The following is a 20,934-nucleotide window of genomic DNA, read 5'->3' as shown; positions in this document are numbered from 1 at the left end:
TCCGGTACCCTATCGGTCAAGGAACTACCGCTCTAACCTCTCCCTCTCCTTTATGATACCATTCCGATAAGCGTAAAGGAGCTTCTCCAGATCCTTGATCTGGCATTGAAGGTCTACTCCTTTATCCGTATCTCTCACCATCTGCCGATGGGAACTGAGTTCTACCACGATCGTCGTGGATTTGATATCCAAACCTTCCTCGATCGCTTTCGCCCGAGATTCGAAGGGTTCGTGCTGCACGAGCTGGAAACCGCGGGAATGATAGACTAATGTATAGCCGGCGATACCGGTTTCCAAATGGTACGGACGAGAGAAGCCACCATCTATCACCAACATCTTTCCATTCGCCTTGATCGGGTTCTCGCCTTGATTGGAGCGAACCGGGACATGCCCGTTAATGATATGCCGGTGCATACCCGCCACTCCGAACTCATCCAATATCCTATCGCAGATTTCCTCCTGCTCGCGCAAGGAATAATAAGCCCCTTTCTCCTCTTTATGGGTCTCGGGCTCCTCGATGAAGGCACGTTCAAAGGTCGCCATCTTGCTCTTATCGAACAGAGGGGAATCCTTGCCGCCCCATAAGTACCAAATATAATCGTGGGCGTATTCCACCTCTTCCTGTTCCCCGGTCTTAAAATAAGCCGTACGGATCAACTGGTCCACACGATCCAATAAGGCACGTCCTTTGTATTCCTGCCCCAAGATACGAACGGACTTGAACGTCCCATCCGGGTTCATCGGAATAGAGGCGTGAAACAATAAATTGGAATTACAAACCTGATACATCCCCCCATGCCGGAAAAAACAACGCATATGCTTTTTCATCTTCTCGCTACTCTCGAAAGAATGCAAGATCTTCCGGATCAAATCCTCCTCCTCGATCGAGAGGCGATACGGGTCTCTCGGGTCTAAAGTAGGCCAGTTGGTATCTTTAAGCGTATACTCCTTTCCATTGATATGAACCACTCCCCGCTTCAGGTCGATATGGTGCAATAACATCCGGTCGTCCATCTCAAATTCCGGACGACGGCGGATGATCTCTCCCTCCAGCTTAAACTGGATAATCGTGATCGCCTTATGCATCTGGGCGATCAAGCGGGTGGTTTTCTCATCCATCACGTTATCGGCGTACTTTGTTTTCGGCATGAATAGCGCACAAGGATCATCGCCATACGCCTCCATAGCGAAAGTGGCCAACGGCAAAAGATTGATGCCATATCCATCCTCCAAGGTAGCCAGATTTCCAAAGCGTAAACACATACGGATCACGTTGGCGATACTTACCAGATTGCCCGAGGCGGCTCCCATCCACAAGACATCATGATTGCCCCATTGAATATCGAAATTATGATAATCGCAAAGGATATCCATGATCAGATGAGCGCCCGGACCCCGATCGTAAATATCGCCGATGATATGTAACAGATCGATTGTCAGCCGTTGGATCAAGTTACACATAGCGATAATGAAATCGTCCGCACGTCCCGTGGAGATGATCGTGCAGATAATCTGATCCACATAAGCGGACTTATTCGGTTCTACGGAAGACTCGTGCAATAACTCCTGAATAATATAGGAGAACTCCTTGGGCAAAGCCTTACGTACTTTCGAACGGGTGTATTTGGAAGACACATTCCGGCAAACACGTACCAATTGGTTCAAGGTCACTTGATACCAATCCTCCAGATCTTGCTCTTGGCTCTTGATCAGTTCCAGCTTGTCCTCCGGATAATAAATCAAGGAACAAAGCTCCTTCTTCTCAGATTCCCGGAGCGTATTGCTGAAAATCTCATTCACCTTGCGCTTTACGGCGCCGGAAGCGTTTCTCAGCACATGGCTAAAGGCTTGATCCTCGCCATGCAAATCGCTCAAGAAGTGCTCCGTCCCCTTCGGCAGGTTCAAGATCGCTTCCAGGTTAATGATCTCCGTACTGGCATCCGCGATCGTCGGGAAACTCCGTGCCAACAATTGCAAATACCGTAAATCGTTTTGCACAGATTCGGCTATAATATCTTTTGTCATCTTAGTCTCTTATTTATACGCGAATATAAATAGATCCGGTTATTTAAACCGAACCTGCTCCGGTTTATTTTTCGTGGCTGCTTGCTGGATCTCATAGGGGCTGATCCCTACTTTGCCTTTCGCCAATTCCGGAATATTGTAGGAATACAACTGATAATCATACTTATCCGGATCTTCTTGAGGCAATAAGAATGGTTTCGAAGGTTTACCGTCTTCCCCTATATGACAAATATAGGGTAAAGTATATAAACCGTTGTCCCGACGGCTACTAAATACGATCCAATCACTATTACTACTCCAAGAATGATAGCTATCCGTATCCGGGCTATTCAACACGGACATATCCACCGCTGTCCGATCCTTCAAATCCATCATCCGGATCTCAGCGTCCGGGTGCCAAACAGGGAACTGCCCATAAGCGGTTTCCGTGTACATCAAGAAACGTCCATCGGGTGAGATACGGGGAAATGTATAGCTCAAGCTATCCGCGTGTACCAACGTATCGATCGGGAGGCCGACCTCTCCACGATCCGGATCGAACGCCACACGACAGAGATTATAACGTACCTTATCATAATTATCCGGCATCTTCCGGGCCGGAGCCGTACAGAAATAGAGCCATTTGCCATCCGGAGAGAATGCGGGGAAAGTCTCGAAAGCCTCTTTTGTAATCAAAGAAGCCTTCGAAAGGATTTCTTTGTTTTTCACATCATACACGACTACATCGGACTCCAAGTCGAACACTTCCATCTTTTTCTCTTTCACGGAGTGAAAAAACTGTTTGATGTCATTTACCGAAGTGGTGATATAGCGTCCAGACGGATGCCAGAAAGGATATGTCATATTACTGATCGTTCCATCCGTTTTCGTACTCAATTTACTGATTTTCATATCTTGGACAATATAAGTTCCCCCATTCGCCGCACGCATATGGAACAGCATCTGCCCCGGATCCCCCATACAGAACGAATGGCAGTTTATACAGTTGTAGCCGGTCATATCGTTACGGATAATCGGCTGTTCATCAAACGACTCCAAATTCCGCTGGTAGATGCCCACGATATGCCATTTCTCATATCCCGGCTCAATTAAGCGGTATACTAGATGGGAGTCGATCGGCTGATCACTGATGTAGATAGAGAATGGCGCCCATCGGGTCCATTCATCACCCATCTTCGTGGCGATCGTAACCCGAAAGGCTTTCCCGCGGTTCGCACGTGTCAAGCGGACCCAATCCTTCCTCTTAAAACGGATCGTACTTGTCCCGTAATACTCAAGTATTCCCGACTCGCTGCCTTCTATTCTCGCGTAGCATTCATCCGCAGGTACATTTATCCGGAAATTTAACGGGGCTATGTTATAAGGTATCGTCGTCCCTTTATAATCCGGGAAAATAGGAGGCGGGGACGTACATTCGTTCGTGACATTCGTAACGCCTTCCGGATGTAAAGGTCCGAAGCCCAAATATACGGCTATAGCAAGCGCTTGTATCATCAGGTATCCGATCACGAAATTTCGGACGATCTTTCTTTTCTTTGTATTATCCATGCAATTATTGTCGTTTAGGAGTCGGGATAAATTGAGCGTAATAATAATAGGTGTCGCCAAACTGTTGCCTCAAGGCCGCCGGCGGCATAGAGCGTGCCACTTTCATGAATCGCAGGAAGCGGTTCCGTACCTCCGGACTGACCGGGAAGCTCCGGAACGCCTCCGGATCTTTCTGTACAGCCGAGAAGAACAAGCAAATAGCCTCTTGATAAAGTACCGGGAATGCCTCACCCCGTTCTTTCATCCGCTCCATATAATGCATAAAAGCCATCAAATCCTTGTAAACCAAAAGATACCCCATCCCATATTCGAAAGCCGGACGGTTATCGGCATGGTCGTCGATCAGGAAAGCCAAAGCGTTCGGAAATGCCTTTGTTAGGTCCAAGGGATTATCGGTAATCGGGAGCATCGCCCGTTTTGCCGCTATCCAATCTACCGACGCGCAAGCCACGGAATCCAATAATGGACGCTGAGCGGTCGCCCAATCCCGGTAATGCGGGTTCGACTCCAGTATCTTGATGTATTTCTCCGCCGCACGGTATTCACCGGTTACCAGATAAGTCTCCACCAAGCGCTTCATCAAACGAGGTTGCACGCAACGCTGCGAGCTTAATACCCCCACAAAGGCGAAGCGTTGGGCGGCGTTCACTTGCCCGACTTGCCAAGCCACCTCGCTCGCCTCGATCAATCCCATCCGGCTCTTCGGATCGTGCGGGATAAAACCACCCTCGCCAATCTGGGGGAAACGCATCAAATCGGAAGTAAAACGTCCGGTTTTCGACAAAGCCAGGTTCAGATAAATCAAGGCATCCATATCCCGGACCGAATGCGTGCGGGCATGTGAGACGATCTCTTGCCATTCGCCCCGCCGTGCATGATAATCGTACCGATAGGCCTGCTCCATCGGATCTTTCTTATAGAGAATCCCGGCGACCATCACGATCAAAAGGAAAGCGCAAGAAACGATTCGTTTCCAAGATTCCCTACGGATAAACACCCGGTTCCTTACGCAATAAAGCCCGAAAGCGGTCAAAGGATATGCAAGCGCTATATATCCCAAAGAGACAGATATCGGATATTCAGGATGGCATAGATGCTTGCTGAAAAACGCTTCCCGCATCGGAAGGATATAAACCGTGCGCATGGCGATCAACGGCAGTAATCCCGCCCAAGCGATAGCGATCAGGGCCACTCCAAAACGAGTCTTATCCTCTTTAACGAGACACTCATAAACCGCGATCCATAAAGCCAGCAACAAATTAGCGGGAGCCGCGAAAAAATAAGAGGCTCCTAAAAACAAGAAGCCCAAGAGATAACGCGCCCAATCCCTCTCGACTGAAGTATACACACACGCGAGAACCTGCACGAAAGCGAGCATCACGAGCAAGGCGATCGACTCCTGCGGATAGATCCAAATTAAAAAAGAGGGAAGAATCGCCGCCAACATAGAGGCCTGTACCCCGCAAGCTTTTAGGTAAAGGAAAAAACAACCGGAGATCAACCCTAATAATAAAGCGATCACTACCGAAGCCCCATAAGGGCGGATAAACGCGAGCGAAAAGAACTCGGTTACATACTCATTCAATCCACCTGGTTCGGCCAACCGGTCTTGGAAATAACTACCGGTAGTCTGAAACATCATATACTGCTCCAGAAAACGATACCAATACCGAAAATTCAACTCTACGAATAGGAAACTACCTACGATGAAAAGGAATAGTATCAGGGTATTATTGTTAACAAATCGTCCGTACTTCATTCTTCAACTGTTTTTCGGACCGTAAAGATAGAAAGTATATAGAAGACGGCAAAAGTATCTATTTTAAATATTATTATTATTTTTGCGTTCGTAATTCTTTAATAAACAATGTTATGAAAACTATCTTTTGTGTATTAGCCACTTTGATTCTGGGTTTGACGAATCTGCAGGCCCAGGGCTTAAAAGCCATTAAGTTGAGTGCTCCCAGCAAGAACAGAGGCGCTTCAGTGATGAGAGCCTTGGCAGATCGTCACTCCGAGCGTGAGTTCGCCAACAAGAAACTCAGCCAACAAGATCTTTCCGATTTGCTGTGGGCCGCCATTGGGATCAATCGTGAGGACGGAAAACGCACAGCCGCTTCCGCCATGAACAAACAAGACGTGGATGTTTACGTATTGATGGAAGAGGGTGCTTATCTATATGATCCGAAAGCCCATCAACTGAACCCGGTAGCGGAAGGCGACCACCGTCCATTGATCGGAGGAAAGCAAACCTCCGTGAACTCAGCTCCCGTTTGCCTATTGATGGTTTCCGATATCTCCAAATTCGGCAATGTAGGTACACCGCAATTACGTGAGCGTTTTGGGGCGCTAGACGCCGGGCTGGTCTCTCAGAATATCGCCTTGTTCTGTTCCGGATGCGGCTTGGTAACAGTTCCCCGAGGCAGCATGGAGGCTGATGCCTTGAAAAAAGTATTGAAGCTATCCGACTCCCAAATCCCGATGATCAACCATCCGGTAGGTTACGCCAAATAACAGGAGTACCCCATCGCCTCGCGGCAGTAGTGGCATGGGTCTATGCCACTACCGCCGCGAGGCCTACCGGATAATCAGGAGGTATTCACCCTCGCGCTTATAGGCAGTAATATCCAGCGACAAATAAATCCACGGAGACACGACTCAAAAGTCATTGAGATACGACTCGAAAGTCACTGAGATACGACTCGAAACTCATTGAGATGCTGCCACACTTTCAATAGATGCCGTAAAAGGAGTTGGATACATGTTATCCAAAAAGACCAACTCTCCTCGTCGTAATTAAGGACGTTTGCCACCTAAAGAGTTTTCATTATCTTCGCGGAAAATTAATTGAGATGCGGACGTTCTTTATCATACTTCCAATCCTGTATCTTGCGGGGAATATTTACATTTATCTAAAGGGGAAACAGGCTTTGAAAAGCCAGTCTGCCGGAGTGAAAGTGTTGTTGTCCATTATTTTTTGGGGAGGAGCCTTGTCGTTCTTCAGTAGTTTTCTATTCCGGAATCTGGATATGCCGGCTTCTTTCGCTCAAACGGTTTCTCAAGTAGGAACCGGATGGCTCGTGTTCGCGTTATACATGGTATTGGCCCTGCTGGTATTTGATATCTTACGACTTTTCCACCTACATTTCAAATACTCGTTTTATTTATCTTTATTCTTAACACTCTGCTTATTAGGATATGGGAACTATAAATACCAACATCCTGATACACGAGTTATCAACATGGTTATCAACAAACCGGCCGATACCGATGGACAGCCGCTGAAAGTCGTAGCCATTAGCGACATTCACTTAGGATACGCTACCAACAAGGCCATGCTTGCCGGATATGTGGATATGATAAACGCCCAACGCCCGGACATCGTTCTTATCGGTGGAGACCTGATAGACAACAGTGTCGCACCGCTGCGACACGAGCGTATGGAAGAGGAACTCTCCAGGATCTACGCCCCATTGGGTGTTTATATGGTACCGGGTAACCATGAGTATATCAGTGGTATAGAGAATATCGAGAAATTCATGGCACAGACGCCCATCGTACTTTTACGGGATTCCGTAGCTATCTTGCCCAATAAGATCCGGCTTGTGGGACGGGACGATCGGCATAACAAAGGACGGAAAACGTTGGATCAGCTTACCGCGAGCCTTGATAAAAGCAAACCCGTTATCTTGCTAGACCATCAACCCTACGATTTAGAGGAGACGGAAGAGGCTGGCGTAGACTTGCAGTTTAGCGGACATACGCATCGAGGACAAGTATGGCCGATGAATTGGATCGTGGATCATCTGTTCGAATTAAGTTACGGGGTTAAAAAAAGCGGGAACAGTACGATCTATGTCTCATCCGGCTTATCTTTGTGGGGACCGCCTTTCCGTATCGGTACGGACAGCGAGATGGTGGTGTTCAACATTACATTCAAAGAGTAAGGATGAGAGTATTTATTCAATCGATCGTAGCGCAGCTATTACTGAATCCGTACATTTTCTGGAGAGGATATCAAGCGCTTCCTCCCAAGAGAAGTTGCCGGATTCCCTTGATCTTGTTTTTCGTACTCGAACTATCGCTTTATTTCTTCGGCTTTATTTTCAGGAACGAACTGCCTGATAACGTGATAATCACGATCCAATACATCTGTAACACTTGGTATATAGCGTCCATTTATATCACTTTATCTCTCCTGGTACTTGAGTTGATCAGGCTCTCCCAACGTATCAAGCCATGGTTCCCCAAATGGATGAAAGGGCATTGGCAGCAGACCAAGCTAACCCTGTTTTTTCTCATTGTATCCGGTGTTACCGGTTTAATGATTCACGCATACCACGCGGTAATGAATCCGATTGTTAAGAACGTATCTATCACGTTGCCCAAAGCCGCGGGGGATCGGGATAGCCTGACTATTGTCCTGATGAGCGACTTACATATCGGAGAGGTTATCGGGAAGGACTTGGTACAAAAATATGTGGCACTCAGCAACGCGCGGCATCCGGATATGGTGGTATTAGCGGGGGATATTATGGATTATGAGTCCCGGTTCGCGGGAAACGCCCATATCGAGGATGATTTAAAACAATTAAAAGCTCCGCTGGGCGTATATATCGTTTACGGGAATCATGAATACCGAGCGAACCGGAACGCGAAGTATCGTTGGTTGCAAAAGACCGGAGGTACGCTACTAATCGACTCGGTGGTCCAACCGGATTCCACTTTTTATTTGATAGGGCGGGATGATTTCATCCATAAGAAACGAAAATCGCTTCATTCGTTAATGGCGGGAGTGGATACCGGCAAACCGATCATTGTTTTGGATCATCAACCTTGGTCGTTTACCGAGATGGCGATGAATAGGGTGGATTTAGGACTGCACGGACATACGCATAACGGGCAGTTATGGCCTTATCCCCTGCTGATGAAACTTGTGTATGAATGCCCGTACGGGTATTATAAGAAAGGACCTACGCAATTCTATGTATCTTCCGGCATTGGTATAGCAGGAGCTCCTTACCGGGTGGGAACCGTCTCGGAATTGGTCGTATTGCATATCCGCTTCAAAGCCCCCGGACAGACTGACGAAAGCGGGAAAAGCACGATGCCCATTCAAGGGAGCTGACAATGGGCATCGTAAGCTCGCTTGAATGGGCATCCTAAGAACCTTTGAATGGGCATCGGCAGAAACCCGCCTATTCGGCACCCTTGACGGCCGCCTCCAACTCGACCGGCACGCTCAATGTACGCCTGTATAAATCCGGATCACCCAATACCTCCAGCGCTTTCGCCAATACAAGATCATCTTTCAAGTTTTCTTGCAACTCTCCCCGTTGATAATAATAACGTTTTACGATCTCGGCGGCCATTACTCGTTTCACCTCGTCCTTGAAACGATCGAAATCTCTCTCCAGGTTCGGCGTCAGCTTAGCCTCTAATTCCTTGAACGCTGTGGAATCCTCTTCCAGATACCCCTCGAACTCAGCCACTTCTTTCAAGTTTTTCAACACTTTCTCGCTTTGGCGGTCGTACGTGAAATTCTTGGACTTGGCGTATTGCTTCAAAGCTTCGAAATCCTCATCGGAAACCGTAAATTCCTCGATGGGAGCGATCGTCTTATGCCTTTGTACCCAATCCGTAACGAAGTCGAACAAGACCGTATCCGCCGCCAAATAATACATCATGGTAGGCACCTTCGGCTCCTTCACCTCAAACTCCGGACGTACGCCGCCACCATCACGAACCGGACGCTTCTTAGACGTATAGAATACGGAAGTCAAGCTATCCGGAATAGCCGCGACGCTACCATCCTCTTTCCGGTGCGAATAATCGATCTGCTGGATGCAACGGCCGCTCGGGATATAGTATTTGCTCATCGTAATCTTCACCTTCCCATTATAGGGCAGGTCACGAGGGGCTTGCACCAACCCCTTGCCAAACGAACGCTGCCCCACTAACACGGCGCGATCCATATCCTGCAAAGATCCCGATACGATCTCGGCAGCGGAAGCCGTACCTCCATTGATCAATATAGCCAATGGCATTACCGTATCCAAAGGCTCCATGGAGGTTCGGTACGTACGGTCCCATTGCTTAATCTTTCCTTTCGTTGAAAGCACCTCGCTACCTTTCGGAACGAACATACCTACGATTTGTACGGCACCTTCCAGCACACCGCCGCCGTTGCCGCGCAAATCCAATACCAAAGACTTTATATTATGATTTTTCTTTAAGTCCAAGAACGCCTCTTTCACCTCTTGGGCGCTCTTGATAGTAAATGCATTTAGATAAATATAACCGATACTGTCATTCCTAACCCCGTAATAGGTAACTTGAGGTGTCGTGATCTGTTTACGGGTAATCTCGATTTTCCGGGGTTTCTTCTCTCCCGGACGTTGGATCGTCAAAACCATCTTCGTATTGGGAACACCTTTCAGCAGCTCGCTGACCCGGGAGTTTGTCGCCTTGGAAACATCGATCGTATCAATCGCCAAGATCAGATCGCCCGGCTTCAGACCCGCTAAATCCGCCGGCATGCCTTCGGTAGGCTCAGCGATCATTACGCCTCCCTCATTATTGCGTTGACGGATCAAGGAACCGATACCTCCGTATTCGCCGGTAGTCATCAGGTTCAGTTCCTCCATGTTTTGCTCCGGATAATATTCCGTATAAGGATCTAGACCGGCCAACATCGCCTCGATCCCCCGCTGAACGGTTTTATCCACATCCACTGAATCCACGTAGAACATCTCTACTTCTTTCAATAAAGAATTGAAAATGTCCAGGTTCTTACTCACCTCAAAACGGTTATCTTTCTGCGCCCATCCCGGCATTACGCTACTTACGACGAGCAGCAAGCAGAACAAACCTATAATTCCTCTTCGTTGAACCAATCTGTACATAACAATATTTAGTTAATTAACGGCATAAATGTAAGGAATAATACGCCGCCTAAGCCAATATTCCTTTCACTTTTAACTTTATTTGTTCCCATTTGTCATCCGGTATCTGCGGGCCGACCACGTCGATCACATAACCCGCCAAGATCGAGCCGATTCGTGCGGATCGCACGAACGACGCGCCTACAGATTGGCCATATAAGAAACCGGCGGCGAAGTTATCACCGGCACCGGTCGTATCGACAGGCTTGCCCCCCTCTGCCGGGACGGAATAAAATTGGCCGTGACTACCGATCAGGGCACCTTCCCTTCCCAAAGTAACCAATGAGACCTCAACCTGCTCAGACAGGGTACGTACGGCCTCAGCAGCCTTTTGCCCGGTATACGCTTCAGCCTCGCTCTCATTAGCGAATAAAATATCTACATATTTGGGAATGATATCCTCCAGCATACCTTTAAAGGTATTCACGATATTGAAGTTCGACAAATCCAGCGCTACTTTCAAGCCCAGCCGCCTGGCTTTTTCCATCGTAGAGCGAACCAATGGCTCATTCACAAGCAAATACCCTTCTATGTAGATACACTGGTATGGGCTTAGCATCTCCTCGGTGATCTCCTCCGGCATGATCGTTGGCCCCGGGCCTAAGAAGGTACCCATCGTACGCTCACCATCCGGCGAGATCAATACCGTACAACTGCCGGAAACACCTTCCGTCCGTATTAAATGAGGTGTCACCCCCGCTTTCTCGATCGCATCCTTATAAAACTCACCTACCGCATCATCACCGATCTTACCGATAAAGCCGGAACTTGCGCCTAAATACGACATCGCACGCATCGTATTGCAAACCGAGCCTCCAGGGGTTCGCGTACGGGGCAAATGCTCTTGCGCCGTACGGATAGCGATCATTTGATCCCTGTCAATCATATCCATAGCCCCTTTACGCATACCGATCTCCCGCAAGACCTCATCCGTCTCCAGCCTCAGCAAAACATCCACCAAAGCGTTTCCCAAACCTATAGTATTCATTTTCCGCGATTTTTTTCGCAAAGATATTGCATATTTCGAAAATACCCCGTACTTTTGCAGAGCAATTTCGGAAAGGGGTACGGAACGTGCCTTGAAAGAGCGAGATATTCTTCCTTAGCTCAGTCGGTTAGAGCATCTGACTGTTAATCAGAGGGTCCTTGGTTCAAGTCCAAGAGGAAGAGCAGAAAGGCATCGGGAAAGACCGAAGAACATTCTTCTTTAGCTCAGTTGGTTAGAGCATCTGACTGTTAATCAGAGGGTCCTTGGTTCAAGTCCAAGAAGAAGAGCGAGAGGTGTTTTTCATATATAGATTAAGAGGTTGAAAGAAGATTCTTCCTTAGCTCAGTCGGTTAGAGCATCTGACTGTTAATCAGAGGGTCCTTGGTTCAAGTCCAAGAGGAAGAGCGAGAGAGAGACTATTCGCCATGGAATAGTCTCTCTCTTTGTTGGCGAAGAGCGGACAATCCCGTATCTTCGCGACATGGGAAAGAATAAATTAGCTAAGTTTGACGATATGGCGGGCTATCCGCACGTATTCCAATACCCTTTCGCCGCCCTGCAAGAAAAAGGGTTTGACATGAAAGGACAGTGGCATGAATGCTTTTTCAAGAACGATCACCCTATTGTCTTGGAATTGGGATGCGGGAAAGGGGAATATACCGTAGGTTTGGGAAAGCTTTTCCCCGATAAGAATTTTGTAGGTGTCGATATCAAGGGGGCACGTATGTGGACCGGAGCGAAAGAGTCGCTGGAAGCCGGGATGAAGAACGTGGCTTTCCTACGTACCCATATCGAATTGATTTCCTATTTCTTCGCTCCGGGCGAAGTAGCCGAGATCTGGATCACATTTCCGGACCCTCAAATGAAAAAGGTCAACAAGCGTCTGACCGGAACCCGTTTTATGAAAATGTATCGGGAAATCCTTTCCGGAGATGGCATTATCCATTTAAAAACGGACAGCAACTTTATGTATACCTATACGTGCGAGATGGTAAAAGCGAACCGTTATCCCGTATTGTTCAGTACAGACGACCTATATCATTCCAATCTGGCGGATGAGATCTTATCCATCAAGACCTATTACGAGCGACAATGGCTGGATCGCGGCCTAAACATCAAATACATCAAGTTTGTTTGTGAGGAAAGGGAACGATTGGTGGAACCTGACGTGGAAATAGAGTTAGATCCTTATCGTAGCTTTAATCGCGATAAACGAAGCGCCTTGGCTTCCGGCAAATAAAAGTACGACTTAAAAAATCAACCAATATGACAATCTATCCGAATCTGATTATTGAGGCGTTGAAGAACGTCCGTTACCCGGGTACGGGAAAGGACATCGTTTCCATGGGCCTCGTAGAAGACAACATTCGTATCGATGGTATGAATGTCACCTTCTCGTTATTATTCGAGAAGCCGAATGATCCATTTATCCGCTCCGTGGTAAAAGCCGCGGAGACAGCTATCTTAACTTATGTAAGCCCAGAGGTGAACATCAAAGGGAACATCACGGTAAAGGCCCGTCAGTTAGCTCGCCCGGAACCGGATAAATTATTACCGCAAGTAAAGAATATTATCGCCGTATCTTCCGGTAAAGGAGGAGTCGGTAAAAGTACGATTGCCGCCAATCTGGCTGTCGCGTTGGCTTTACAAGGATATAAGGTAGGGTTGCTGGATGCCGATATATTCGGGCCGTCCCAACCCAAGATGTTCAATCTGGAAGAGGCTCGCCCTTATATGGAAGAGGTAGAGGGCAGGGAACTGATCAAGCCGGCCGAGAATTATGGTGTCAAGATGTTATCCATCGGCTTCTTCGTAAATAAAAACGACGCTGTCCTATGGCGTGGAGCGATGGCTAGCAACGCGTTGAAGCAATTGATCGGCGACGCCAACTGGGGAGAGCTTGATTATTTCTTGATCGATTTACCTCCCGGGACGAGTGATATCCATTTGACGATGGTACAAACACTGGCGATAACCGGAGCCGTAGTGGTAAGTACGCCGCAAGAGGTCGCTTTAGCGGACGCCCGCAAGGGTATCAGCATGTTCACTGGAGACAAGGTGAATGTCCCTGTTTTAGGGTTGATCGAGAATATGGCTTGGTTCACCCCCGCGGAATTACCGGAAAACAAATATTATATATTCGGTAAGGAAGGTTGTAAACGCCTGGCCGAGGAGCTGAACGTGCCGTTACTGGGACAGATTCCTATCGTACAAAGTATCTGCGAGGGAGGAGATCAAGGTAAGCCGGTAGCGTTGAACCCAGACTCGATCACAGGAAAGGCATTCCAGGAATTGGCCGAGAATGTAGTCGACCAGATAGACTATCGCAACGAGCACCTGGCTCCGACAGAGCGAGTGATCGTAACCAAGAAGTAAAGATGATTTATACGTATATACGTGCGAGGTCACACGTATATACGTATCAGCCTATGCGAACGTACGTATAATTCAGCCCGAAATATAACACTTGGCATAGCCTACGGCAAAGCATCCACCCCCCCGTCAACGATACCCATTAATATACAAAATCTTTCCTGCGGATAAACGCCACCGTACGATGTATTTCCGTATACATGATAATATCCTCGTCGACAAATGGTACCTCTTTCCGGTAATCCTTCAAGAACTTCTCCAATACCGGGGAAGTCTTGGCCGGACGACGGAACTCGATTCCTTGTGCCGCATTCATCAACTCGATCGCCAAGATATGATCCAAGTTGTCCATGATCTTAAACAATTTCGTCGCCGCGTTCGCCCCCATACTCACATGATCCTCCTGCCCATTACTGGACACGATAGAATCGCTGCTCGCCGCGTAGCAATACATCTTATTCTGGCTTACCATACTGGCGGCCGCATATTGAGGGATCATGAAACCGGAGTTCAGGCCGGGATTAGCGACCAAGAACTCGGGCAAACCGCGCAAACCCATGATCAATTGAGCGACACGACGTTCCGATATGTTTCCTAACTCAGCCAAGGCAATCGCCAAGAAGTCGTATGAAATCGCCAAGGGCTGGCCGTGGAAGTTACCGCCGGAAATAATCTTATCCTCCTCCGGGAAGATCGTTGGGTTATCCGTCACGGAATTTACTTCGGTAAGCAGGACATTTGCCACATAATTGATAGCGTCTTTCGTAGCGCCATGTACTTGAGGAATACAACGGAATGAATACGGGTCTTGAACATGTTCCTTTTTCCGGGCGATCAGCTCACTTCCCTCCAATAACCGTCGAAAAGCAGCCCCGGTCTCGATTTGTCCGGGATGCGGACGCATCTGCTGGATACAATCCATGAAAGGATCTATACGGCCATCGAAAGCCTCCAAGGACAGAGCCGCTATCAAATCCGCTTTCTTGGATAGGCTAAACGCACGCATCAAGGCAAATACGCCATTAGCGCTCATAAATTGTGTACCGTTCAATAAAGCCAATCCCTCTTTGCTCTTCAGCTTCACGGGCTTCCAGGCAAATTCATCCAATACACCGATAGCGTCCCGTTTGCGACCCTTATAATACACGTCACCCACGCCGATCAGAGGCAGGAATAAATTCGCCAGAGGCGCCAAATCACCGGAAGCCCCTAAAGAGCCGCGATCATACACGATCGGAAGCACGTCATTATTGAAAAAGTCCAGAATACGTTGTACGGTGATCACCTGTACGCCACTATGCCCCAACGAAAGGGCATGCGCTTTCAATAACATCATCAAACGGACAATCACCGGACTTACTTCATCCCCTACGCTACAGGCATGACTTTTCACCAGGTTCTCTTGCAAGGTGCTCAATTCGTCCGGAGAGATATTCTTGTTGCATAAGGAACCGAAACCGGTAGTAATCCCATACAAAGGTCCCTCCTGCTGCTCAATCTTATGATCCAAGTAATCCCGGCAACGCTGGATGCGCTCCTTCACCTCGGGTGAAAGCTCCAACTTCATGTTTTGAGTGAGTATCCGTTCGATGCCCTCAAAAGAGAGAGGCTCGGAACCTACATAATAGACATTGCTCATATGCTATAATTTAGTCTTCACCCAATCCAATAATTTTTGCTCTACGCGGATAGCGTCCGCCTCCAGTTCATCCGCTTTCTTCCGCATCATTCCGACGAACGCGTCGTCTTGGATGGACATTAAGTTAATTCGGACATTCAATAAAGCGCCCAATACACAAGTACGGGCAGCCATCATCGCCACGCAAGCGTCCGTGACGGCATTCTGATTACCTTTGTGAGCCACATAGATAATCGCCTCCATTACGGAACCGATCTCCTCCGCCACCCTCATCGGCACAATAGCCGCCTCTTTGGTAGCGCTCTGTATCGCGTTCGTACGGATCACCTGTTCGTCCTGCGTTTCTTTCGGCAATTTAAAAGCGGAGAACACACGATCGTAAGCCTCGCTGTCCTGATCGATATATCCGGTAAGACGTTCACGGATCAAAGCCGCCTCGGTAGCGATCGTCTTCATTTGTCCTTCCACTTCCGCATATTTCTTCTTGCCTACAGTCAGATGAGCCACCATCTCTGTCAAGGCCGCCGCTATAGCGCCATTCAGGGCAGATATGCTTCCACCACCGGGAACGGGGGCACTACCCGCCGTTTCCGCCAAAAAATCTTTAATTGTCAAGTCTGCTAACATCGTATTTTGATTTTAATGATTCAACCATTCGTCTCTTACATCGTATAAAGTTCCCCGTCCTTAATGACGGTATCCACCAGATTCATTCCCACATGATAAGGGAGAAATTTATACGACGGATACTTCAGCAAGATCATGTCCGCACGTTTTCCCACACTGATACTTCCGATCTCGGAGGCACGTCCCACAGCAGCGGCTCCATTGATGGTCAATGCCGTTACCGCTTCTTCAGGACTCATCTTCATATAGATACAAGCCAAGGCTATCATCATCGGGATCGAGGCAGAGAAACAACTCCCCGGATTCAGGTCGGAAGCTAAAGCCACCGCGCAACCGGCATCTATCATCTTCCTTGCGGGCGCATACGGCTCATTCAAGGAAAAGGCGGTCAGCGGAAGTAACGTAGCCACGACACCCGCCCTCGCCAGACGTTTGATGCCTGTATCCGAAATATGTAACAGATGATCCGCGCTTACACACTTCAAGGAAGCCGCCAGTTCCGCCCCTCCGAAGGGAACGATCTCATCCGCATGCATCTTCAATTTAAAACGATGATGACGGGCCGCGCGAAGCAAACGCTCACTCTGCTCTAACGAGAACACGCCTTTCTCACAAAACACATCACAAAACGTAACCGTATGTTCGGCTCGGATAGCCGGAAGCACCTCCTCGATCATATAATCCACATAATCATCGGTACGGCCGGCAAATTCAGGAGGAACGGCATGAGCACCTAAAAAGGTCGATACGACATCCATCGGATGCGACTTATCCAGGTCTGCCATGACACGAAGCTGAGCTAATTCGGTTTGCAAATCCAGGCCATAACCACTTTTCCCTTCCACCGTGGTAACCCCCATGGAGAATAACTCATCCAAACGTTCTTCCCCGCTGTCCCGTAGTGTATCGACATCACTTTCACGGGTAGCTCTCATCGTATTCACGATACCTCCACCACGCTCCATGATCGACATATAACTATCTCCCCGCAATCGCCAAGAGAACTCCTCCTCCCGATAACCGCCAAAGATAAAATGGGTATGGCTATCTACGAATCCGGGTAACACCGCCTGGTTCTCCGCCCAGATTTCCAAATAATCCTCCGCATGGATGTCTCGAAGCACCTCCTCCGTAGGTCCTACATGCGTAATAACTCCATCCGACATCGCTACGGCTCCATTCTCGATAACGCCTAAGTCAGACATCTCCGCTCCCCGCCGCGCCTTATCCCCATCACAAGTAACGATCTGGGCCGCATTCCTGATTAATATCTTGCTGTTCTCCATACGCTATTCCATAATACGGGCTTCCAGCACCTGATTCATCGAGAAACCCTCCAAGCCCAAATAGTAAGAGGCCGTATCGATCAACGCCTCCATGGGAACCAAGCCGATAATCTCGCTCCCCACCACCGGAACACCATATCTGCGAGCCTCGATACGAACCAACTCAAAGGCCCTGTACAAGGCCGTACGGGTATAATCGGTCATATTGATAGAAACCTGTACGATACCACGTTCCTTCAGCTCAACCCCCATCGCTTTACAATAACGTAACCCTCCACCGATGAAACGGATTTTCTTCGCTATATCCGTAGCGATTTGCAATTGATTCGTTCCTAAATTCACATTATAGGCGACCAAAGGCATACGGGCTCCTATAGCGACCGTACCAGCTGTCGGGTGCCTTTCGGCCGGACCGAAATCGGGTTTCCACTCCGGTTGATGGATTTTCTCTGCCATTCCCTCAAACTCACCTTTACGGATCGCCGCCAGATTCTCCCGGTGAGGGGCGGAAGCAGATTTCTCATATAAGAAGACCGGCACGGCATAACGGGTGCCCACTTCTTCCCCTACTTCCTTAGATAAAGCGATCGCCTCTTCCATCGTACATCCGCGAATCGGTATAAAAGGAACCACATCTACGGCTCCCATTCGAGGATGCTGACCGCTATGCTTGTTTAAATCGATCCGCTCAACGGCAACTCCAATGGCCTCCAATACGGCTTGTTTTAAAGCGGCCGGCTCTCCTACTACGGTAACGACCAAACGATTGTGATCCTCATCACTACTATAGTCCAACAGTTTGACACCCGTCTTGGCCCGGAAAGGCGCTACGATCTTATCGATCTTCTCCAGATCTCGTCCTTCACTGAAGTTAGGAACACATTCCATAATCTTATTCCAAGTGCTCATACCTTTTTATTTAATGATGTTTGTACGATTTCATGAATAAACGCTTTCTCCGGGATATACGGAAGGGTAATATGATACTGCTCGCCACGATTCTCATTGAAAGTAGCGCTCGTACGCATCGCATTCGGGTTACGAGCCCAGGAACGACGGGCGACTCCCCCCATCACGTCCCATATCATGGCGGAGCGAAGTATCTCATCCACCCGCTCACTACCATCGAGAACCATACCAAAACCTCCGTTTATCGCCTTACCGATACCAACTCCTCCACCATTATGAAGAGCGACCAAGCTCATACCCCGGGCGGCATTCCCGGCGAAACACTGCACCGCCATATCAGCCATCACGTTGCTTCCGTCCCGTATATTAGAGGTCTCACGGAATGGAGAATCCGTACCGCTTACGTCATGATGGTCTCGTCCCAACATGATCGGGCCTACCTCCCCATCACGTACCATTCGGTTAAACTCAAGGGCGATCTTCAAGCGCCCCTCGGCGTCCTGATACAAAATCCGGGCTTGCGTACCCACCACCAAATGATTCTTCTCGGCGTCACGTATCCAATTATAATTATCCCTATCCTGCCCTCTTCGGGTCGGATCGATACACGCCATGGCCGCTTGGTCCGTGCGGATCAAATCTTCCGGCTTACCGCTTAAACATACCCAGCGAAAAGGACCGTACCCATAATCAAACAATTCCGGTCCCATGATATCTTCCACATAAGAGGGCCATATAAAACCATCTTTCTCGTCCACACCGTTACGGGAAATCTCTCGCACGCCGGCGTCATAGATCGCCTTCATGAAAGAGTTCCCATAGTCAAAGAAATAGGTACCCCGGGCAACCAGACGCTTAATCACCTCGAAATGCCGCTTCAACGTTTGATCGACCAAGACGCAAAATTCTTCCCGGTGATGAGCCAATAATTCCGTACGCTCCTCAAACGTCACGCCTGCCGGACAATAACCCCCTTCATAGACCGCATGACACGAGGTCTGGTCACTTAAAAGATCGATGGGAAGCCCCTGTTTATCGGCATATTCCAATAAATCCACGATATTACCGCGGAAAGCGATCGAGATCGGTTCTTCCTTACGGACCGCCTCGTTGGCTAAGGAGAACGCTTCCCCCATATCATCCGTCACCCGCTGAACCCATCCTTGAGATCGGCGTGTCTCGATACGGGAGACGTCTACCTCGGCGATTATACTGGCAGCGCCGGCAATCACGGCGGCTTTTGGTTGAGCGCCACTCATTCCTCCTAAACCGGAAGAGACAAACAGGCGACCTCGTAAATCCCGATCTTGCGGAATACCTAATTTCTTACGTCCGGCATTCAACAAGGTATTAAACGTACCGTGTACGATACCTTGCGGGCCGATATACATCCAACCTCCGGCCGTCATCTGCCCATAATTGGCGACTCCCATCTGGGCGGCGGCATGCCAATCCTTTTGGTTATCGAACATCCCCACCATGATGGAGTTCGTGATGATCACCCGCGGGGCATCCGGCTTGGAACGAAACAATCCCAGAGGATGCCCGGATTCGATCACCAAGGTCTGCTCCTCGGTCAACTCCTCCAAATACTTCTTAATCAAACGATATTGCATCCAATTCTGGCAGACCTGTCCGGTCTCGCCATACGTGACCAACTCGTACGGATACAAAGCGATATCAAAGCAAAGGTTATTATCGATCATTACCTGGAAGGCCTTTCCCTCGATACATTTCCCTTTATATTCAGAGATAGGCTTCGCCTTCAAGTCTCCCTGCGGACGATAGCGATAGCCATAGATCCGTCCCCGGGTCAATAACTCCTCCATGAACTCAGGAGCCAGCTTCTCATGTAATTCAACAGGGATGTAACGAAGCGCGTTCATCAATGCCGTTTCTGTTTGAGCGGGCGTAAGCGAATAGCCGCGATCGGGAGCGCGTCGAATACCGGAGACGAAAGAAGGATATTCCGGCAAATAATTATCAAGATGTATTTCCATAACGTAAATGATTTAGTAGGTGCTTACAATCTGCAAGGAATTTCACGGATTCAGCGCCGACAAGTTAGCGATTATCCCATTCCCGGCCAATTATCATTCCATGTTTAGAAGCATAAAAACGATTTTAAAGGACAAGCTTCCGGCTCCATGAGCCATTTCTCAGGCCAAACACAAAAAAAGGGCGCATCAAAAAAATGACACACCCTCCTCGTAACGAAAGCAAATCTTTATGGCCAACCTTTTCTTAGGCCTACACCGTGAAACGAATCTAGCTCATGGAATAGCTGTTAAAATCAACGGTCAATCAAGCCCCTTATACCTCCAACGATATACTCAATATCCCGATCCGTCACATACGGGCCGGAAGGCAAGCACAACCCGACCTTAAACAAAGACTCGCTCACCCCATTCACGTAAGCCGGACAATCCTTATAAACAGGTTGCTTATGCATTGGCTTCCACAAAGGACGGGACTCTATACCCATCGCGTCAAGTCCCATACGCATCGCCTCGACATTGGCATTCGGCTCGCAATCCGTATGCGCGTTAACCGCCGCGTGAGTCACGCCACCCGCGCCACCAACAGCGCCTTGTA

General features: G+C 48.6%; 16 protein-coding genes and 3 tRNA genes. 8 read left to right on the top strand and 11 right to left on the bottom strand.

Features of this window, described 5'->3' with window-relative positions; genetic code table 11:
• Positions 1 to 24: 24 nt before the first annotated feature.
• The 3 genes from G7Y39_RS11210 to G7Y39_RS11200 are packed head-to-tail and all read right to left on the bottom strand — an operon-like array spanning position 25 to position 5,332.
• Positions 25 to 2,025: a fructose-1,6-bisphosphatase gene (locus tag G7Y39_RS11210; RefSeq protein ID WP_165157551.1), complete on the bottom strand. Its 2,001-nt coding sequence runs from the start codon at positions 2,023 to 2,025 to the stop codon at positions 25 to 27.
• Between the two features lie 39 nt (positions 2,026 to 2,064).
• Positions 2,065 to 3,573 carry a PD40 domain-containing protein gene (locus tag G7Y39_RS11205; protein WP_165157550.1) on the bottom strand — a complete coding sequence of 503 codons (1,509 nt, stop codon included), beginning with the start codon at positions 3,571 to 3,573 and terminating at the stop codon, positions 2,065 to 2,067.
• A gap of 4 nt (positions 3,574 to 3,577) precedes the next feature.
• Positions 3,578 to 5,332: a DUF6057 family protein gene (locus tag G7Y39_RS11200; RefSeq protein WP_165157549.1), complete on the bottom strand. Its 1,755-nt coding sequence runs from the start codon at positions 5,330 to 5,332 to the stop codon at positions 3,578 to 3,580.
• 113 nt (positions 5,333 to 5,445) lie between these two features.
• Here G7Y39_RS11200 and G7Y39_RS11195 point away from each other — a divergent pair, with 113 nt between their 5' ends.
• The 3 genes from G7Y39_RS11195 to G7Y39_RS11185 all read left to right on the top strand — a co-directional run bounded on the left by G7Y39_RS11195 (position 5,446) and on the right by G7Y39_RS11185 (position 8,701).
• Positions 5,446 to 6,087 (top strand): SagB/ThcOx family dehydrogenase, encoded by a 642-nt coding sequence (locus G7Y39_RS11195; protein WP_165157548.1) that lies wholly within the window; start codon positions 5,446 to 5,448, stop codon positions 6,085 to 6,087.
• Between the two features lie 338 nt (positions 6,088 to 6,425).
• Positions 6,426 to 7,520 carry a metallophosphoesterase gene (locus tag G7Y39_RS11190; RefSeq protein ID WP_165157547.1) on the top strand — a complete coding sequence of 365 codons (1,095 nt, stop codon included), beginning with the start codon at positions 6,426 to 6,428 and terminating at the stop codon, positions 7,518 to 7,520.
• A gap of 2 nt (positions 7,521 to 7,522) precedes the next feature.
• A complete protein-coding gene (locus tag G7Y39_RS11185; RefSeq protein ID WP_165157546.1) occupies positions 7,523 to 8,701 on the top strand; it encodes a metallophosphoesterase in 1,179 nt (392 codons plus the stop codon).
• A 70-nt stretch (positions 8,702 to 8,771) separates the two neighbouring features.
• Here G7Y39_RS11185 and G7Y39_RS11180 read toward each other — a convergent pair whose 3' ends face one another.
• Both G7Y39_RS11180 and G7Y39_RS11175 read right to left on the bottom strand, forming a co-directional pair.
• Positions 8,772 to 10,478 (bottom strand): S41 family peptidase, encoded by a 1,707-nt coding sequence (locus tag G7Y39_RS11180; protein ID WP_165157545.1) that lies wholly within the window; start codon positions 10,476 to 10,478, stop codon positions 8,772 to 8,774.
• Between the two features lie 49 nt (positions 10,479 to 10,527).
• The gene (locus G7Y39_RS11175; protein ID WP_165157544.1) at positions 10,528 to 11,505 is read right to left on the bottom strand and encodes an adenosine kinase; all 978 of its coding nucleotides are present in this window, start codon (positions 11,503 to 11,505) and stop codon (positions 10,528 to 10,530) included.
• A gap of 108 nt (positions 11,506 to 11,613) precedes the next feature.
• On the opposite strand from G7Y39_RS11175, the gene G7Y39_RS11170 reads away from it, so the two are divergent.
• From G7Y39_RS11170 to G7Y39_RS11150, 5 genes are all read left to right on the top strand, one after another.
• Positions 11,614 to 11,687: transfer RNA gene (locus G7Y39_RS11170), tRNA-Asn, on the top strand.
• A gap of 31 nt (positions 11,688 to 11,718) precedes the next feature.
• Positions 11,719 to 11,792, top strand: a tRNA-Asn gene (locus G7Y39_RS11165).
• Positions 11,793 to 11,836: 44 nt separating this feature from the next.
• Positions 11,837 to 11,910 (top strand) — tRNA-Asn (locus G7Y39_RS11160).
• Between the two features lie 76 nt (positions 11,911 to 11,986).
• Positions 11,987 to 12,745, top strand: coding sequence for a tRNA (guanosine(46)-N7)-methyltransferase TrmB (gene trmB / locus G7Y39_RS11155; protein WP_165157543.1), 759 nt, complete (start codon positions 11,987 to 11,989; stop codon positions 12,743 to 12,745).
• Between the two features lie 26 nt (positions 12,746 to 12,771).
• Positions 12,772 to 13,881: an Mrp/NBP35 family ATP-binding protein gene (locus G7Y39_RS11150; RefSeq protein ID WP_165157542.1), complete on the top strand. Its 1,110-nt coding sequence runs from the start codon at positions 12,772 to 12,774 to the stop codon at positions 13,879 to 13,881.
• Between the two features lie 139 nt (positions 13,882 to 14,020).
• Here the strand turns inward: G7Y39_RS11150 and hutH are convergent, their stop codons facing one another.
• The 6 genes from hutH to G7Y39_RS11120 all read right to left on the bottom strand — a co-directional run.
• Positions 14,021 to 15,517 carry a histidine ammonia-lyase gene (gene hutH / locus G7Y39_RS11145; protein ID WP_165157541.1) on the bottom strand — a complete coding sequence of 499 codons (1,497 nt, stop codon included), beginning with the start codon at positions 15,515 to 15,517 and terminating at the stop codon, positions 14,021 to 14,023.
• A 3-nt stretch (positions 15,518 to 15,520) separates the two neighbouring features.
• Positions 15,521 to 16,144, bottom strand: a complete 624-nt coding sequence (locus tag G7Y39_RS11140) for a cyclodeaminase/cyclohydrolase family protein (protein ID WP_165157540.1) — start codon at positions 16,142 to 16,144, stop codon at positions 15,521 to 15,523.
• A 35-nt stretch (positions 16,145 to 16,179) separates the two neighbouring features.
• A complete protein-coding gene (gene hutI / locus G7Y39_RS11135) occupies positions 16,180 to 17,430 on the bottom strand; it encodes an imidazolonepropionase (protein WP_165157539.1) in 1,251 nt (416 codons plus the stop codon).
• A 3-nt stretch (positions 17,431 to 17,433) separates the two neighbouring features.
• Positions 17,434 to 18,339, bottom strand: coding sequence for a glutamate formimidoyltransferase (gene ftcD / locus G7Y39_RS11130; RefSeq protein WP_165157538.1), 906 nt, complete (start codon positions 18,337 to 18,339; stop codon positions 17,434 to 17,436).
• Positions 18,336 to 20,339, bottom strand: a complete 2,004-nt coding sequence (locus G7Y39_RS11125) for a urocanate hydratase (RefSeq protein ID WP_165157537.1) — start codon at positions 20,337 to 20,339, stop codon at positions 18,336 to 18,338. The genes ftcD and G7Y39_RS11125 overlap by 4 nt, the downstream gene beginning before the upstream one ends.
• A gap of 293 nt (positions 20,340 to 20,632) precedes the next feature.
• A partial coding sequence (locus G7Y39_RS11120) for a DegT/DnrJ/EryC1/StrS family aminotransferase (RefSeq protein WP_206225165.1) occupies positions 20,633 to 20,934 on the bottom strand: 302 nt, incomplete at its 5' end.

It is taken from the genome of Parabacteroides sp. ZJ-118 (assembly GCF_011038785.1).
GTDB lineage: Bacteria > Bacteroidota > Bacteroidia > Bacteroidales > Tannerellaceae > Parabacteroides.
Note: the sequence above shows the minus strand (reverse complement) of the source record. Positions and strands in the feature narration are given on the sequence as shown.

Coding starts and splice junctions, on each gene's coding strand:
- G7Y39_RS11210 (WP_165157551.1), bottom strand. CDS start 2,025: ATGACAAAAGATATTATAGCCGAATCTGTGCAAAACGATTTACGGTAT.
- G7Y39_RS11205 (WP_165157550.1), bottom strand. CDS start 3,573: ATGGATAATACAAAGAAAAGAAAGATCGTCCGAAATTTCGTGATCGGA.
- G7Y39_RS11200 (WP_165157549.1), bottom strand. CDS start 5,332: ATGAAGTACGGACGATTTGTTAACAATAATACCCTGATACTATTCCTT.
- G7Y39_RS11195 (WP_165157548.1), top strand. CDS start 5,446: ATGAAAACTATCTTTTGTGTATTAGCCACTTTGATTCTGGGTTTGACG.
- G7Y39_RS11190 (WP_165157547.1), top strand. CDS start 6,426: ATGCGGACGTTCTTTATCATACTTCCAATCCTGTATCTTGCGGGGAAT.
- G7Y39_RS11185 (WP_165157546.1), top strand. CDS start 7,523: ATGAGAGTATTTATTCAATCGATCGTAGCGCAGCTATTACTGAATCCG.
- G7Y39_RS11180 (WP_165157545.1), bottom strand. CDS start 10,478: ATGTACAGATTGGTTCAACGAAGAGGAATTATAGGTTTGTTCTGCTTG.
- G7Y39_RS11175 (WP_165157544.1), bottom strand. CDS start 11,505: ATGAATACTATAGGTTTGGGAAACGCTTTGGTGGATGTTTTGCTGAGG.
- trmB (WP_165157543.1), top strand. CDS start 11,987: ATGGGAAAGAATAAATTAGCTAAGTTTGACGATATGGCGGGCTATCCG.
- G7Y39_RS11150 (WP_165157542.1), top strand. CDS start 12,772: ATGACAATCTATCCGAATCTGATTATTGAGGCGTTGAAGAACGTCCGT.
- hutH (WP_165157541.1), bottom strand. CDS start 15,517: ATGAGCAATGTCTATTATGTAGGTTCCGAGCCTCTCTCTTTTGAGGGC.
- G7Y39_RS11140 (WP_165157540.1), bottom strand. CDS start 16,144: ATGTTAGCAGACTTGACAATTAAAGATTTTTTGGCGGAAACGGCGGGT.
- hutI (WP_165157539.1), bottom strand. CDS start 17,430: ATGGAGAACAGCAAGATATTAATCAGGAATGCGGCCCAGATCGTTACT.
- ftcD (WP_165157538.1), bottom strand. CDS start 18,339: ATGAGCACTTGGAATAAGATTATGGAATGTGTTCCTAACTTCAGTGAA.
- G7Y39_RS11125 (WP_165157537.1), bottom strand. CDS start 20,339: ATGGAAATACATCTTGATAATTATTTGCCGGAATATCCTTCTTTCGTC.